Annotated in this window: 17 protein-coding genes; 6 read left to right on the top strand and 11 right to left on the bottom strand. The window is 63.0% G+C overall.

Annotated features, from left to right (window positions below):
- Nucleotides 1–70 precede the first annotated feature (70 nt).
- Nucleotides 71–601: a Kazal-type serine protease inhibitor family protein gene (locus OEG82_RS09905; protein WP_267612294.1), complete on the bottom strand. Its 531-nt coding sequence runs from the start codon at nucleotides 599–601 to the stop codon at nucleotides 71–73.
- Between the two features lie 193 nt (nucleotides 602–794).
- Nucleotides 795–959 carry a hypothetical protein gene (locus OEG82_RS09900; RefSeq protein ID WP_267612293.1) on the bottom strand — a complete coding sequence of 55 codons (165 nt, stop codon included), beginning with the start codon at nucleotides 957–959 and terminating at the stop codon, nucleotides 795–797.
- Between the two features lie 98 nt (nucleotides 960–1,057).
- Here OEG82_RS09900 and OEG82_RS09895 point away from each other — a divergent pair, with 98 nt between their 5' ends.
- Nucleotides 1,058–1,921, top strand: coding sequence for a LysR substrate-binding domain-containing protein (locus OEG82_RS09895; RefSeq protein ID WP_267612292.1), 864 nt, complete (start codon nucleotides 1,058–1,060; stop codon nucleotides 1,919–1,921).
- A gap of 232 nt (nucleotides 1,922–2,153) precedes the next feature.
- Here OEG82_RS09895 and OEG82_RS09890 read toward each other — a convergent pair whose 3' ends face one another.
- Nucleotides 2,154–4,652, bottom strand: coding sequence for an ATP-dependent helicase (locus OEG82_RS09890; RefSeq protein ID WP_267612291.1), 2,499 nt, complete (start codon nucleotides 4,650–4,652; stop codon nucleotides 2,154–2,156).
- A 282-nt stretch (nucleotides 4,653–4,934) separates the two neighbouring features.
- On the opposite strand from OEG82_RS09890, the gene OEG82_RS09885 reads away from it, so the two are divergent.
- Nucleotides 4,935–5,492, top strand: coding sequence for a glyoxalase superfamily protein (locus tag OEG82_RS09885; protein ID WP_267612290.1), 558 nt, complete (start codon nucleotides 4,935–4,937; stop codon nucleotides 5,490–5,492).
- Nucleotides 5,493–5,553: 61 nt separating this feature from the next.
- Here the strand turns inward: OEG82_RS09885 and OEG82_RS09880 are convergent, their stop codons facing one another.
- Nucleotides 5,554–6,273, bottom strand: coding sequence for an SDR family oxidoreductase (locus tag OEG82_RS09880; RefSeq protein WP_267612289.1), 720 nt, complete (start codon nucleotides 6,271–6,273; stop codon nucleotides 5,554–5,556).
- A 71-nt stretch (nucleotides 6,274–6,344) separates the two neighbouring features.
- On the opposite strand from OEG82_RS09880, the gene OEG82_RS09875 reads away from it, so the two are divergent.
- Together OEG82_RS09875 and OEG82_RS09870 are read left to right on the top strand one after the other, a co-directional pair.
- A complete protein-coding gene (locus OEG82_RS09875; protein WP_267612288.1) occupies nucleotides 6,345–6,983 on the top strand; it encodes a TetR/AcrR family transcriptional regulator in 639 nt (212 codons plus the stop codon).
- 177 nt (nucleotides 6,984–7,160) lie between these two features.
- Nucleotides 7,161–8,078 (top strand): fatty acid desaturase, encoded by a 918-nt coding sequence (locus tag OEG82_RS09870; RefSeq protein WP_267612287.1) that lies wholly within the window; start codon nucleotides 7,161–7,163, stop codon nucleotides 8,076–8,078.
- Between the two features lie 4 nt (nucleotides 8,079–8,082).
- Here OEG82_RS09870 and OEG82_RS09865 read toward each other — a convergent pair whose 3' ends face one another.
- From OEG82_RS09865 to OEG82_RS09840, 6 genes are read right to left on the bottom strand one after another with little or no spacing between them, the layout of a single operon-like run.
- The gene (locus OEG82_RS09865; RefSeq protein WP_267612286.1) at nucleotides 8,083–8,565 is read right to left on the bottom strand and encodes a YchJ family protein; all 483 of its coding nucleotides are present in this window, start codon (nucleotides 8,563–8,565) and stop codon (nucleotides 8,083–8,085) included.
- 48 nt (nucleotides 8,566–8,613) lie between these two features.
- Nucleotides 8,614–8,865, bottom strand: a complete 252-nt coding sequence (locus tag OEG82_RS09860) for a CopG family antitoxin (RefSeq protein WP_267612285.1) — start codon at nucleotides 8,863–8,865, stop codon at nucleotides 8,614–8,616.
- Nucleotides 8,866–8,889: 24 nt separating this feature from the next.
- Nucleotides 8,890–9,183, bottom strand: coding sequence for a helix-turn-helix domain-containing protein (locus OEG82_RS09855; RefSeq protein WP_267612284.1), 294 nt, complete (start codon nucleotides 9,181–9,183; stop codon nucleotides 8,890–8,892).
- Between the two features lie 13 nt (nucleotides 9,184–9,196).
- Nucleotides 9,197–9,616 (bottom strand): type II toxin-antitoxin system RelE/ParE family toxin, encoded by a 420-nt coding sequence (locus tag OEG82_RS09850; protein ID WP_267612283.1) that lies wholly within the window; start codon nucleotides 9,614–9,616, stop codon nucleotides 9,197–9,199.
- Nucleotides 9,617–9,637: 21 nt separating this feature from the next.
- On the bottom strand, nucleotides 9,638–10,627 hold the full coding sequence (locus tag OEG82_RS09845; RefSeq protein WP_267612282.1) for a magnesium transporter CorA family protein: 990 nt from the start codon (nucleotides 10,625–10,627) through the stop codon (nucleotides 9,638–9,640).
- Between the two features lie 6 nt (nucleotides 10,628–10,633).
- On the bottom strand, nucleotides 10,634–11,035 hold the full coding sequence (locus OEG82_RS09840; protein ID WP_425497639.1) for a carboxymuconolactone decarboxylase family protein: 402 nt from the start codon (nucleotides 11,033–11,035) through the stop codon (nucleotides 10,634–10,636).
- A 246-nt stretch (nucleotides 11,036–11,281) separates the two neighbouring features.
- Here OEG82_RS09840 and OEG82_RS09835 point away from each other — a divergent pair, with 246 nt between their 5' ends.
- Both OEG82_RS09835 and OEG82_RS09830 read left to right on the top strand, forming a co-directional pair.
- Nucleotides 11,282–12,130 (top strand): dienelactone hydrolase family protein, encoded by an 849-nt coding sequence (locus OEG82_RS09835; protein ID WP_267614915.1) that lies wholly within the window; start codon nucleotides 11,282–11,284, stop codon nucleotides 12,128–12,130.
- A 159-nt stretch (nucleotides 12,131–12,289) separates the two neighbouring features.
- Nucleotides 12,290–12,646, top strand: coding sequence for a DUF2780 domain-containing protein (locus tag OEG82_RS09830; RefSeq protein WP_267612280.1), 357 nt, complete (start codon nucleotides 12,290–12,292; stop codon nucleotides 12,644–12,646).
- 97 nt (nucleotides 12,647–12,743) lie between these two features.
- Here OEG82_RS09830 and OEG82_RS09825 read toward each other — a convergent pair whose 3' ends face one another.
- Nucleotides 12,744–14,264 (bottom strand): diguanylate cyclase domain-containing protein, encoded by a 1,521-nt coding sequence (locus tag OEG82_RS09825; protein WP_267612279.1) that lies wholly within the window; start codon nucleotides 14,262–14,264, stop codon nucleotides 12,744–12,746.
- Between the last annotated feature and the right edge of the window lie 71 nt (nucleotides 14,265–14,335).

Genomic DNA, 14,335 nt, shown 5'->3' with positions numbered 1-14,335 from the left:
CCGCTGACGCCTGCGCCCGAGGCTATGGCGGCCATGCAGCCGGCCCCAGCCGCGGGACGCGGGTCGCGGTTCAGCCGCGGCCGCCACGGCACATCCGGGCGCTGATTTCCGTGGCGCCCGAGCGCTGCATCTCGCAGCGGTTGGGAAAGGTCAGTGCACTGCTGCCGAGCTGGCCGCAGACCGGCTCATCGCCCTGCGGGCAGGCATTTTGCGACGAGGACTGGCCGGGGCGGCTGCGGTCGCGGCGGGACTGGGTGTCATCGCGGCCGCGGTTGCTGTCGCGGCGGCCATCGCGGTCTCTGGATGAGCCCCGGTCATCGCGGCTCCAGTCGTCGCGGCTGCGGTCGTCGCGGTCGCGGCGGTTATTGCCATAATCCATGGCGCCGCATTGGCCGTTGGCGACAACGCGCCAATCGGACTGGCGTGCCTGGCAGGCATTGGGGAAAGTGCGTTGCTCGCCGCGGCGTTCGGCGCAGACCGGATCATAATTGGCCGGGCACATCGGGCCGGCGCGGTAATCGACGCGGGTTTCGGTAACTTCACAGCCGCTGAGCGTCAGCGCCGCCCCCACCAGCATCGCCACCCCTAGCAGGGTCGACATTCGTGTGGCGGATCCTGTCTCAATATTTTGGCGCATGGCAATCTCCCGGGTTGTCCGGACAAGATCATCGCGCGCGGAGCCGGTCAAGCAGGAAGTCGCAGGCAGGCCGGCGAGAACCGCAGCTGACGATCGCGCCCCGGCACGGCGAAGCGGCTGCGGCGCCGGCCGCCGTTTCGAGGACGCACGGGCAGGCTCAGCCGTCCTGATGCTTGCCGGCCGTTGCAGCCTGCGTCCACCGCCGGCGGACCTCAATGCAGTTGTCCGAGACCGCTCTGAACCATCCCTTGCGCACCGGCGCCGGAGTGACATTCGCGGTCCGCGTGGCTTCAAACATGGCATTGGCTATCAGGTTGAACATGGCTTGATCTCCTTGTGTGTGAGAAGCCTAGCCCTGCCTTGCTCATGTCCGAAACGAATTAAATTGATAATCATGATGAAGTTTTCTAATAAGGAGCCATGCAACGTGATCTTGAAATCGACCTCCTGCGCTCCTTCGTGGCCATTGCCGCGCACCGCAACTTCACCCGCGCTGCGGAGGCCATCGGCCGCACCCAGTCTGCCGTCAGCCTGCAGCTCAAGCGGCTGGAAGACATTACCGGCGAACGGCTGTTCGAGCGCAGCCGCAATTCCGTCGAGATCACGCCAACCGGCGAGGCGCTGCTGGTCTATGCCAACCGGATTCTATCGGCCAATGAAGCGGCGCTCTCGCATATCAGGCGGCCCGAAGCCGAAGGCCTGGTCCGCTTCGGCGCGCCGGATGATTACGCCAGCTATCTCTTGGCGCCGATCCTCGCGGCCTTCACCGCCCAATATCCGCTGGTGCAGTTCGAACTGACCTGCGAAAGCTCGATCGATCTCATACCGATGCTCGAACATGGCGAGATCGACATCATGCTGGGCACGCACCAGTCGGATCAGGTCAAGGGCCGGGTCGCGCGCTATGAATCGCTGCACTGGGTGGCCGGTCCCGATTATGTCGATGATCCCGATCAGGGCCTGTCGCTGGCGCTGTTCCCGAATGGCTGCGCCGTGCGCCATGCCGGGCTTGTCGCACTCGAACAGATCGAACGGCCCTGGCGGATTGTCTGCTCGACCCGCAGTGTCAGTCTGATCGAGCAGACCGTGCTCAACGGCGCTGGAATCTCGGTGATGGAAGCCTCGATCATTCCCGAGACCTTGCGCATCCTCGACGGCCAGCCCGGCTTCCCGCCCCTGCCCGAAATCGCCATGAGCGTGCATTACAACAAGGCGGCCTGTGCGCCGCATGTGGGGATTTTTGCGGATTTTCTGGTGGGGGAGTTGGGGCGGAGGCGGGTGTAGCTCGGATTACGTTCTGGCATCCAGGCACGACGCAAATGCCGCCTGCAGATTCTGGCAAGGCTCCCCCACCGTCATTCCGCACCTGATGCGGCATCCAGCCAGCTCAAGTCCTTGAGCTGTATGAGTCTCATGCCCCGGCAGAAGCCGGGTCAGCTGGATACCGGGTCAAGCCCGGCATGACAGAGACATGATCAACCATGCGATCGAACGGAGCAGAACTTGAACGCGATTGCTAACCCACCCGCTCGACAAACCCGTCCAGCACCCGTTTCTGGCCGGCCTTGTCGAAATCGATGGTCAGCTTGTTGCCGTCGATGACGGCGATGTTGCCGTTGCCGAATTTGAGGTGGAAGACGCGGTCGCCGACCGTGTAGGCCGAGGTGGTGCCGGTGGATTTGGCCACCAGCTCGCCATCGATGGTGGAGCCGCCGCGCGGGCCGGATTCGCCGTAGGCTATGCGCTCGACCGAAGGGCCCGAACGGGTTCCCCAATTGTCGCGGGCGGCGTCGGTCTTGTTGGCTTGGGCGCGTTTCCAGCCCGGGGTGTTGTAATTGCCGGAAAACGGTTCGGCGCGGTCAAAGCGCGAGGCGCCATAGGGGCCGCCGGACTGGCCCCCAAAGCTTCCGCCTCTGCCATAGCCGCCATAGCCGGTGTCGATGTCGGCGACCTCGACATGGGCTTCGGGCAATTCATCCAGAAACCGCGATGGCAGCGTCGATTGCCACAGCCCGTGAATGCGGCGGTTGGAAACGAACCAGATGTGGCAGAACAGCTTTGCGCGGGTCAGCCCGACATAGGCGAGACGGCGCTCTTCCTCGAGCCCCGAACGGCCGCCCTCATCAAGCGCGCGCTGGTGCGGGAAGAGGCCCTCTTCCCAGCCGGGCAGGAACACTGTCTCGAATTCCAGCCCCTTGGCCGAGTGCAGCGTCATGATCGAGACCGCATCGAGATCGGGATTGTTGTCCTTGTCCATGACCAGCGCCACATGCTCGAGAAAGGCACGCATGGATTCAAAGCCGGAAATGGTCTCGACCAGCTCTTTCAGGTTTTCCAGCCGCGTCGGTGCATCGGCGGAGCGGTCGTTCTGCCACATCTCGGTGTAGCCGGATTCCTCCAGAATGGTTTCGGCCAGTTCGTGGCCCGGCGTGGTTTCCAGCATGGACTGCCAGCGGGTAAACATCTCGACCACATCGGTGAGTGACTTGCGCGGCCGGGGCTTGAGCTCGTCAGTCAGGATCAGGTCGCGGGCGGCGGCCAGCATCGGCACGCCGCGGCCACGGGCGACATCATGCACCTGCCGCACGGCCGCCTCGCCCAGTCCGCGCTTGGGGACATTGACGATGCGCTCAAAGGCAAGGTCGTCGGCGGGCTGGCTGACGACACGGAAAAACGCCATGGCGTCGCGGATTTCCTGGCGTTCATAGAAGCGCGGACCGCCGATGACCCTGTAATTCAGGCCAAGCGTGACGAAACGTTCCTCGAATTCGCGCATCTGGAACGAGGCGCGGACCAGGATCGCCATGTTGTTGAGCGCCCGGCCCTTGTTTTGCGCCTGCTCGATTTCCTCACCAACGGCGCGGGCCTCTTCCTCCGAATCCCAGGCGGCATGCACCTGCACGCGTTCGTGATCGGGGTCGGACTGCTCGGTGAACAGGGTTTTTCCCAGCCGGCCCTCATTATGGGCGATCAGATGGCCGGCAGCGCCGAGAATGTGCTCGGTGGAACGGTAGTTGCGCTCCAGCCGGATTACCTTGGCGCCGGGAAAATCCTTGTCAAAGCGCAGGATGTTTTCGACTTCGGCGCCGCGCCAGCCATAGATCGACTGGTCGTCATCGCCGACGCAGCAGATGTTTGGCCGCTCCGGCGCGGTCCGCTGCGCCAGGAGCCTGAGCCACATATATTGCGCGGTGTTGGTGTCCTGGTACTCGTCGACCAGGATGAAGCGAAATTTCTGCTGATATTCCTTCAGCACATCGGGATGGGCGCGGAACATGCGGATCGGCAGGCACAGAAGATCGCCGAAATCGGCAGCATTGAGTGTCTGCAGGCGTTCCTGATAGGCGGTGTAGAGCGCCCTGCCCTTGCCATGGGCAAAGCCGCGGCTGTCGCCTTCGGGAATCTCGGCAGGCCCGAGCCCCTTGTTCTTCCAGCCGTCGATCATCTGGGCGAATTGCCGCGCCGGCCAGCGCTTGTCGTCAATGCCTTCGGCCTGGATCAGCTGCTTGCACAGCCGCACCACATCGTCGGTGTCCAGAATGGTGAAATCGGATCTGAGCCCCACCAGTTCGGCATGACGGCGCAAGAGCTTGACGCCGATCGAGTGGAAGGTGCCGAGCCAGGGCATGCCCTCGACCGCGCCGCCGACCAGCACGCTGACGCGCTCCTTCATCTCGCGCGCGGCCTTGTTGGTGAAGGTGACGGAGAGGATCTGCGACGGGTAGGCCAGGCCGAGATTGAGGATATGGGCGATGCGGGTGGTCAGAACCCTTGTCTTGCCGGTGCCGGCCCCGGCGAGCACCAGAACCGGGCCTTCGATGGATTCCACCGCATCGGCCTGCTCGGGATTGAGACCGGAGAGGTAGTTCGGCGTTGGCCGCGAGGCATTGCGCGCGGCAACAGCGCGCGCCGCAATCGAGCCGCCCTGGCTTGCCGGAGGGTTGGCTGCAGGCGGGGGAGCGGGCGCCGGATCATCGTCGCCGAAAAACGGAATGTCGTCATCTGCTGGGTTCATACCCGTGAATGTAGTGATTCGGGGGAGAAAGACCAGTGTTCGCGGTTCATTCCGGTGCTTGAAGCGCCGGGCTCAACAACTTGTGAGCCGCCACACCACCGGACTGAGGCTTGACCAGCATTGGCAGTTGAGAAACAATCTGGCCACGGCCAGCGCTGCCGGCAGTCCGCGCCTCATTGAGGTTTGGCGAAAGCGCGTCTTGTTTTTCCGGTTCTCCTGATCGGCGAAAAAGTCAGCAATGCGGACACTGATCATCCTCTTCGCCGCAGACAGGATTGGACTATGCGAACATATCTCGATGCAAAAGCCATGGCTTCAGCCATGCGCGAGCGGCTGGCCGGCACAGGCGTTGCCATTACTCACAGCCAGGCGCTGGAAATCGTGGCCCGTCAATTCGGCTTCGACACCTGGAACATTCTGGCGGCGCGGATCGCGGCAAGCCCGGAAACCCGCGACGATAGCGGCATCGGGCTGGAAGCGGCGGCCCCGATCATCCGGATTTTCGACGAAGCCAAGGCACGCGAATTCTATCTCGAATTTCTCGGCTGCAGCGTCGACTGGGAGCACCGTTTCGGGCCCGATGCGCCTCTCTACATGCAGGTGTCCCGCGGGGCGATGGTGCTGCATCTGAGCGAGCATTCGGGCGACGCCACGCCGGGCGCCAATGCGGTGGTCTTTGCCAGAGACGTCGAAAAACTGCATGGCGAACTCCTGGCGCACAATTACCGCTACAACCGGCCGGGCCTGCAGAAGCAGGATTGGGGGCTCGAGATGCAGGTGACCGATCCGTTCAGCAACCGGCTGCGTTTCATCGAACGCAAAGCGGCGCAGGAAACCTGATCCGAAGCCTCCGGGAAGCAGCCTGCTTTCCTGCCAATGCGGGAAAGCAGGCTGTGCGCCGCTACCAAGGCGTCTCGCCGTCAGGCTCGACGAAGCGGCCAGAGCCTTCGTGATCAAGCGCGAAGCGAACAGGCAAGCGGGCCCCCTCCTCCGGCGTCATGGTGCCATAGCCGGTGAGATCGGTCTTGACGAAGCCGGGGCTCACGGAGTTGACCCTGATCGACGTGCCTCTCAGTTCCTCGTGAAGCTCGATCGTCAGCATGTTCAGTGCGGCCTTGGAGGCGTTGTAGCCGATGAACCGGTTGGCATAGTAGGGCGAGGACGGATCACCGTTGAGCGTCAGCGACCCCAGCGAACTGGCAAGATTGACGATCCGGCCGGCGGGCGCCTTGCGCAACAGCGGCAGGAAGGCCTGGGTGACCGCCAATGTGCCGAGGAAATTGGTGTCCATCACCTTGCGCACCGCCTCGAGCGAGGCTTTTCCCGGGGCTGCGTCGGCGAAATCGAAGATGCCGGCATTGTTGACCAGAATGTCGAGCCGCCCATGCAAGCCTGCAACCTTTTCGACGGCGGCGGCGATGCCTGACCAGTCGCAGAGGTCGATGTGCAGGGCGCTTGCGCTCAGCCCCTCGTCCGCCAGATCCGCAAGGGCCTTTCTGGCGCGGTCGTCGTCACGCGCGCCGATGATTATATCAACACCGGCCTGGGCCAGTTGCCGTGCAATCTCGAGCCCGATTCCCTTGTTGCCGCCCGTAACCAGCGCAATTCGTCTGTCTGCCATGGAACGATCCTTTCGTGTGTGCAGGTGATGCGGTTAGGATATGAAGGATTGTTCAGTTTGAGGATTCGCATTTGGCTGCCACCTCACCGCGCCCGCTCGCACCCCGGAAAAGGCCGCGTCAGGCCCGCGCGACGGCCACGCTGGACGCCATCTTCGAGGCAACCATTCAGGTTTTGCTGCGCGACGGGCCGCAGCGTTTGACAACCACGCGGGTGGCCGAAAGAGCCGGGGTTTCGGTTGGCACGATGTACCAGTATTTCGCGCACAAGCAGGCGCTGATCTACACGCTTAACGAGCGCTATCTCGAGGCGCTGGCCGAGCGGATCGAGGCCTGTTGCGCAGCGCAGCACGGAACGCGCGCAAACCGGATGGTGGAGGCGCTTGTCGAGTGTTACTGGCAGGCAAAGACCGAGCGGCCGGAGGTGACGCGCGCGCTCTACCGTTCGGTCGCGGAGCTCGACAACGTGGCCTTGGTCGCAAATTTTGCCGCGCGCGTCGACCGGGCCACCACCGCCATGCTGGCCAGCGCATCCGACCACGCACCCGCCGATCTCGACAGCGTCAACCGCACACTTGTCACGGTGATCTTCGGCACGGTGCGCAACGCGTTCGAACGCAACCTGCCGGAGGCGGATACCGAGGGCCTGCGCCGGCATCTGGTGACCATGTGCAAGGCTCTTCTCGACCAGACCGCAGGCCAGTCAGCTTGAGGGAGGCAGGCAGGGGGTACCCGATCGTCGGTGAGCCGAAATCGAATGCCGTGATCAGCGCGGTTTCAGGCAGTGGTTGCGGCATAAGGGAGTTCCCCGTGACCGCGATGGTTTGCAGTGCCGCTTTCGCCAGCCACCGGCTTTGGCTACAGTCGGTTTACAGCACGGGAACATCGCATGGACCACAAGAGCTTACTCGCCGGCCTGTCGGCCGAGCAATGCCGCGAGCTGACCGCGACATCGGACCTTCGCGGCTTGATGCAGCTGGCGCTGCATTTCGGGGCCATCGCGGTCACCATGACGCTGATCATCATGCAAGTGCCGTTCTGGCCGCTGCTGATGTTGCCGCAGGGAATCCTGCTGGTGTTCCTGTTCACGCTGCTGCACGAGGCCAGCCACCAGACCCCGTTCCGCTCGCGCTGGCTCAACACGGCTGCCGCGCATATCTCGGGCTTCGTGATCCTGCTGCCGCCGCGCTGGTTTCGCTATTTCCATTTTGCCCATCACCGCTTCACCCAGGTGCCGGGCAAGGATCCGGAACTGGCGACGCCGAAGCCCGAGGGCTGGCGGCAGTATCTGCTGCATGTGTCCGGCATCCCGGTGTGGATCAGCCACGCGCGCACGCTGATTAACAATGCGGCCGGGCGCTGCGACGATGATTTCGTGCCGGCGGGCAAACGCGGCGTGGTGCGCAGCGAGGCGCGGATGATGCTTGCCGCCTATGCTGTTCTGTTGCTGGGCAGCCTGGCGCTTGGCAGCACCGTTTTCGTCCATGTCTGGCTGGTCCCGGTGGTCTTGGGACAGCCGTTTCTGCGGCTTTACCTGCTGGCCGAGCATGGACGCTGCGCCTATGTCGCCAATATGCTGGAAAACACCCGCACCACATTGACCAATGCGCTGGTGCGGCGGCTGGCCTGGAACATGCCTTACCACGCCGAACATCACAGCTACCCGGCGGTGCCGTTTCACCGGCTGCCGGATCTGCACCGGCTGGCCGCGCCGCATCTGCTCGTCACCGAACCGGGATACACGCATTTTCATGCCAGATACGCGCCGCAGCTTTCATGCGCAGACCCGGACGATCCGGCGGAGTGAGGCGTCAGGCGCCGGCGCCGCAGCACTTCTTGTATTTCCGGCCCGATCCGCAGGGGCACGGATCATTGCGGCCGACGCTGGCAGCGCGCTGGGCCACGGAATTGGCGGCGCAGCCCCAATAGAGCCACCGCCCCTCCAGGCGCCGGAACTCGGAGGTCTCGGTGTGCGTGGCCTCTGCGCCCTTGTGGCGGTAGCGGGCAACGAAGCTGACGGTGCCGTCGCTGTCACGCTCCCGCCCCTTGCCGGTCTTGACGATCTCGAGACCAAGCCACGCGGTACCAAGCTGCGCCACTTCCGCCTCGGCGCGGTCGAAGGCCAGCGCTGCCGGTCCGGCGCAGGTGGCTTCGATGTAATCGAGATTGCCGGTGGCATAGGCCGCATAGCGCGACCGCATCAAGGCTTCCGCGGTCGGCACAGGCACGCCCGCATGATAGCGGCCGCAGCAGGCGGCGAGTTCGAGACTGGAGCCGCAGGGGCAATGGGACATGGGGTGTGAGCCTTGGAGAGGATTGGAGTGAGTGATAGCAGAGGGCGGTCACCTCAAGGTCTGCATGCCCCGATCGAGAAGCTCGCGCATGAAGCGCTGGTACTTGATGCCGCGCTTCCTGGCTTCAGCCTTGATCGCCTCCAGCATGCGGATGTTGACCCGGGCACTCTTGTCTTCGAATTCATGATGCACCGGTTCAGCAGCGCTCCAGTCAAACGCGCTCAGATCGGATTCTGCGACGAATGTTTCAGCGGCTTCATCGCTGGTCAGTGTAGGCCATGGTCTGTTTGATCTGCTCATAAACTCTCACCTTACTCAAATAGATCAGGAGAGTTCCAGCCTCAACGTCCTCCCTACGGCCTGCGCGGCACGGCTCAGAGCTCCGAGTGTCACGCCATCATTGGCGGGATCCAGCAGCCGGTCAATCTGCGAACGACTGGTCTCCAGCCTGCGGGCGAGTTCGGCCTTTGAGATCTGCTGAGTTTGCATCACCACCGCCAGTTGATGGGCGATCACGCGCTTAATCGCCTGCTCGGTGGCACTGTCAAGGGTTCCCTGTTCTTCGAGGTAGTCGTCATAACTCTGCCCGAGTTTGCCGGGTTCGATCTCATGACTCATGAAGCCAGTCCTTTCATTCGTTTTTCAGCGATTGCCAGTTCTTTTGCGGGCGCTCTTCGAGATTTTTTATGAAACCATGCAACAGCGCCATGTGTCCGTCATGCACGCAGAAAAACACCCTTCCAATCCTGCCATCACCAAGGTTGCTCCTGATTTCCCAAAGCCCTTGTTTCCCTGTAATCGAACGGCAAAGCGGCATCCCAATAGGCCAACCAAACTCGGCAGTTCTTATGTCGTCACCTATGGCTTTCCGATCGCTTTCGGACAATGACAAAAGCCAATCCCGCACCGGCATTCTTCCATTGGCGCTTTCGAAAAACCGGGCTGGCAACCGTTTCAGGCCATTCATCAGATAAACGTACCATATTTGGTACGATTTATCAATCGCGGCCTGACACTTCAAATTGATGCCTAAACCCTGAAGCGGCGCCACGCCATTTGCAGCAAATCCCCCTCAAAACCACCCCTTGCGCTTGAACCACAGATAGGGGCCCAGCGCGGAAGTGGCCATGACGGCGAGTGCGATCGGGTAGGCCCAGGGTTGGCTCAGCTCGGGCATGTTCTGGAAATTCATGCCGTAGACGGTGCCGATGAAGGTTGGCGGCAGGAACACCATGGCCGCCACCGAGAGCACCTTCATCACCTGGTTCTGCTGCACCGAGATCAGGCCGAGCGAAGCGTCGAGCAGGAAGATGATGTTTTCGGAGATGAAGTCGGCGTGCTCGGACAGCGACTGGACGTCGCCGGCCATCGAGCGGCAGCGCTGCTTGAGCGTCTTGTCGCCCATTATTTCCGGCAGGGTCTGCAGGAAGCTGGCGATGCGGGCCAGCGACATCAGGCTTTCGCGCACCTTGGCAATGGTGCGCTGGTGGCTGGCGATGACGGTAAGCGTGGCCTCGAGATCGCGGGTGACGGCTTCCGGGTTGGCGACGGCACCGCGTGAAAACACCTCGGTCGACAGCGCGTCGATGCGGCGCGAGCGGTGTTCGAGCACTTCGGCACTGCGGTCGATCATCGCCTCGATCAGCCGGGTCATGACATCATGGCCACCGGCGCCGGCCAGCTCGCGATGGGCAAGTTCCCGGTGCGCATTGGCGGCAAACATGGTGAAGGCCTTGGGCTCGGCATAACGGATGGTGACGAGCCGTCCGCCGGCGAGCACAAAGCCGATATCGGCAATCTCGGCAAAGTCGCTGTCGGCTTTCCAGACCACGCTGGCGGTCAGGTAGACCGCGCCGTTCTCGATATAGAGCCGGCTGGAGGGCTCGATGTCGTGCAACTCGTCGCGGCTCGGCACCTCGACGCCGATCAGGGCCTCGACCTGGGTCTCCTCCTCAGGCGTGGGATGCAGAAGATCGATCCAGCACGCCCGTTCGGCGAGCGGCTGAACCGGGGTTTGCGGAGCATCGAGGCTGACGCCAGCGCCATCATAAAGCCGGATCACGCTGGGTCAGCCCTGCTGGCTGGCGTCAAAGGCGGGGTCGACGGGGATCTGCATGGCGGTGGCCAACTGGTTGGTCTTGCCGGCCAGCCCGATAATGGCCAGCAGCTCGCCATATTGCTCGCCGGTCAGGCCCTTGGCGCGGGCGGCGGCGGTGTGGGAATGGACGCAATAGGTGCAATTGTTGGCGACCGACACGGCGATGTAGATCATCTCCTTGGTCAGCGGATCGATCGAGGACGGCTTGCCGATCACGGCCTTCACTTCCGTCCAGGTGCGCTCGAGCAGTGCCGGATCAAATGCCAACCAGCGCCACATATTGTTGATGAAATCGGTGTTGCGAGTGGCGCGGATATCATCGAACACCGCCTTGACGCGGGCGTCGGATTCCAGATCCGGACGAGGTAGCATTGTTGTCACGAAATATTCTCCATGGATGATGTATGACGGGCGGCACGAACGGGCGCCGCAAGACCTGGACCAGCCTAGCATGGTGGATTCGGCTTGGCGACGCGGTTCGCAGATGCGGCAATTCCAGATCGGCGCCCCGCCCTTTATTTGCCGCAAGTAAGGCCTAGTGTAGCCAACCAGATCAACCAACAGGGGAGAACGGGCGTGACAGATCAACCGACGACCAGACCGGCCATCACCCAGGCCATGATCAAGGCTTATGATGATTACACTCACCTGACACTGGACCGGCGCGGTTTCATGAACAGGCTGACCAAGCTTGCGGGCTCAGGCGCCGCTGCGGCGGCAATCGCGCCGCTGCTGGCCGCCAACAGCGCCCGCGCCGCCATCGTGCCTGCCAATGATGCCCGGCTGAAGATCTCGCAGGTCAACTTCCCCGGCGCCGACTGGGAGATGAACGGCTACCTGGTCATGCCGGCGGAAGTCTCAGCTCCCCTGCCCGCCGTGATCGTCATTCATGAAAACCGCGGGCTCAACGACCATATCCGCGACGTCGCGCGACGGTTGGCGCTGGAAGGCTTTGCCGCCCTGGCGGTGGATTTCCTGTCGCCGCTGGGCGGATCTCCCGAAGATGAAGACAAGGCGCGCGAGATGATCGGCCAGCTCGAGGGCGCCGACACCACCGCCAATGCAAATGCCGCGCGGGCCTGGCTTGCCGGGCATGACAAGACCAATGGCAAGGTGGGCGCCGTCGGCTTCTGCTGGGGCGGCGGGCTCGTCAACCAGATGGCGGTGACCGATCCCGAACTGGGCGCCGGCGTTGCCTATTACGGGCGTCAGCCCGCGGCCAGCGATGTGCCGGCCATCAAGGCGCCGATGCTGCTGCATTATGCCGGGCTCGACGAGCGCATCAATGTCGGCATCGACGACTACCGCGCCGCGCTCAAGGCCAATGGCAAACCCTTTGCGATGCATGTCTATCAGAACGTCAATCACGCTTTCAACAATGACACCTCGGAAGCCCGCTACAACAAGCCGGCGGCGGATCTGGCATGGTCGCGCACGGTGGCGTTCTTCAAGGGCACCCTGAGTTGACCGGCACAGATGCTGGCACGGGTATGCGGCCTGGCCGGCTGTATGCCGGCCGGGCGACTTTGCTGTGAAAAAGCCTCCGGAAAACCCCTGCCCGCCGCTTGCAAAGCCTGAATCGCCCGTTTACGCTTACGTTAACGTTATACACCCGGAGAACTTACCATGGACGAACTGATCAATCGCATCACCAGCAATGTCGGCATTGACGCCGATACTGCCAAACAGGCCGTCGGCGCCATCCTGGCCTTTCTTCAGTCCGAAGGCCCTGCCGACAAGGTCAGTGAATTGCTGGCGGCAGTTCCCGGCGCCGAAGCACTGATCGCCCAGGCGCCAAGCGGCGGCATGCTGTCGATGGGCGGCGTCATGGGTCTGGGGCAGAAGCTGATGGGCATGGGTCTCGGCATGGGCGAAATCTCCAACACCGCCAAGGAAACCATGGGTTTTGCCCGTGAAAACGGCGCGGGCGACGCGATCGACGAAATCGTCGCCTCGATCCCCGGCTTGTCGCAGTTCGTCTGAACCGCACGCGGCTTCAGCCTCTTGAAGCATCAACCCGGCGGCCGGTCCGCCGGGTTTTTCTTTGCCTTGACGTCTGTCACCTGACAACGCGGCCGCGTCAGGCGGCGGCGACGCTGCCCGAAACTGTCTCGTCCGCGGACGCGGATTGACGCCGTTCGGCTGCCCCGGAGCGCGCCCCACCGCTGTCTGCGGCAAACCAGGCCTGACCCCGGCCATTGTCCTTGGCCCGGTAGAGCGCCTCGTCGGCGCTGCGGATGATATTCTTGGCGGTCTGGGCATCATCTGGCCACCAGGCGACACCGATGCTGGCGCCGATGCGCGCCACCCCGCCGTCAAACGCGATGTCCTCGCAGACGCTGGCAATCAACCGCTCACAGCGGGCGAGCAGACTGGTGCGGTCGAGCTTGTCCCACAGCAGGATGATGAATTCGTCGCCACCGACCCGTGCGGTCATCCCGTCTTCTCCGACAGCATCGGCGATCCGCCGGGCCGCGGTCCTGATCACCAGGTCCCCAACCTGGTGGCCATGGGCGTCGTTGACGGCCTTGAACTTGTCGAGGTCGAGGCAGAGGATGGCGCAACGATCCTGACGCTGTCCGGCGACGATCTCGTCGAGCGCGATGTCGAACTGCAGACGATTGGGCAGCCCGGTGAGATTGTCATGCATGGCGCGGTGGCGGTTGCGCGTCTCGCTGAGCTGCAGCGCATGGATGGTACCGGCATAGCGCATGGCCACGATCAGCAGCGCGACGCTGACCAGCACAAAGGCCCCGGCAAGGGCGCCGATCGACCGGTTCCAGATGATGCGCGAAGGCAGCTCCACCTGCCAGCTCGCAGCCAGCGGCGGCTGACCCGCGACCTGGCTGACGAGTACCGTGCTGCGGCCCTCGACAGCCGCGGCAGCAGGCGCGACGGAAAAATCTTCGAGCCCGAGATTTTCACCGATCCCGGCAAGAGCCCATTTGCCCAAAGGCTTGAAGGTGAGCAGCACCTGCGGCATTCCGTCGGGCAGGGTTTCGACATCGTCGGGAATGATCGCCTGCGCCGCGATCACTCCGATCTGGCCGTCGATGATGCGGACATCTGCGGCATGAAGCTTGGGAGCAAAACGCGCAGGCTGACCGGTGATCACGTAACCGCCGTTTCGCGGGGCGCGGCGGGCGAAATAGTTTTCACGCGCCGCCTCGACGAGATCCCGGTTGCGCTCGACATAGGGCAGGCCGGCAGCCGGATCCATCACCTGGGAGCGGAACACCGCCACCAGCGGCATGTCGTCAGGCTTCACCACGACGGTGGATTCGATGCCGAAATCCTCCCAGATCCAGTCGGCGATCTCCTCCTCGACAAAATCTCGGTCGATCGGGTCGCGAAGCGCGCTCACCGTCTTGTCCCAATGAGAAATCTGCGACTGGTCGCGGGCCAGCACCTCGATCTGGCGGTCGATCTCGGCCTGGACCAGATACTGCTCCAGATCGCTGCGGACATCATCGGCGACGACGCCGGCAAAGGTCAGGATCTGAAGGTTGGACACGGCAAAGACCGCCAGGACGGCGATACACAGCGCGTAAACACCGATGGCGATGTTGGGCCGTGCAGTGTGCGTGGAGACGGTCTTCATGGTGATGTTCCCGGTTTTCAGCCCCCCGTTCTAGTTCGAACCACTGAAAACAGACCTAAGCAGTATGGTTG

The sequence above is a fragment of the Hoeflea ulvae genome (assembly GCF_026619435.1).
GTDB classification, from domain to species: Bacteria; Pseudomonadota; Alphaproteobacteria; order Rhizobiales; family Rhizobiaceae; genus Hoeflea; species Hoeflea ulvae.
The sequence above is the reverse complement of the archived record's forward strand: the minus strand, read 5'-3'. Positions and strand labels throughout refer to the sequence as shown.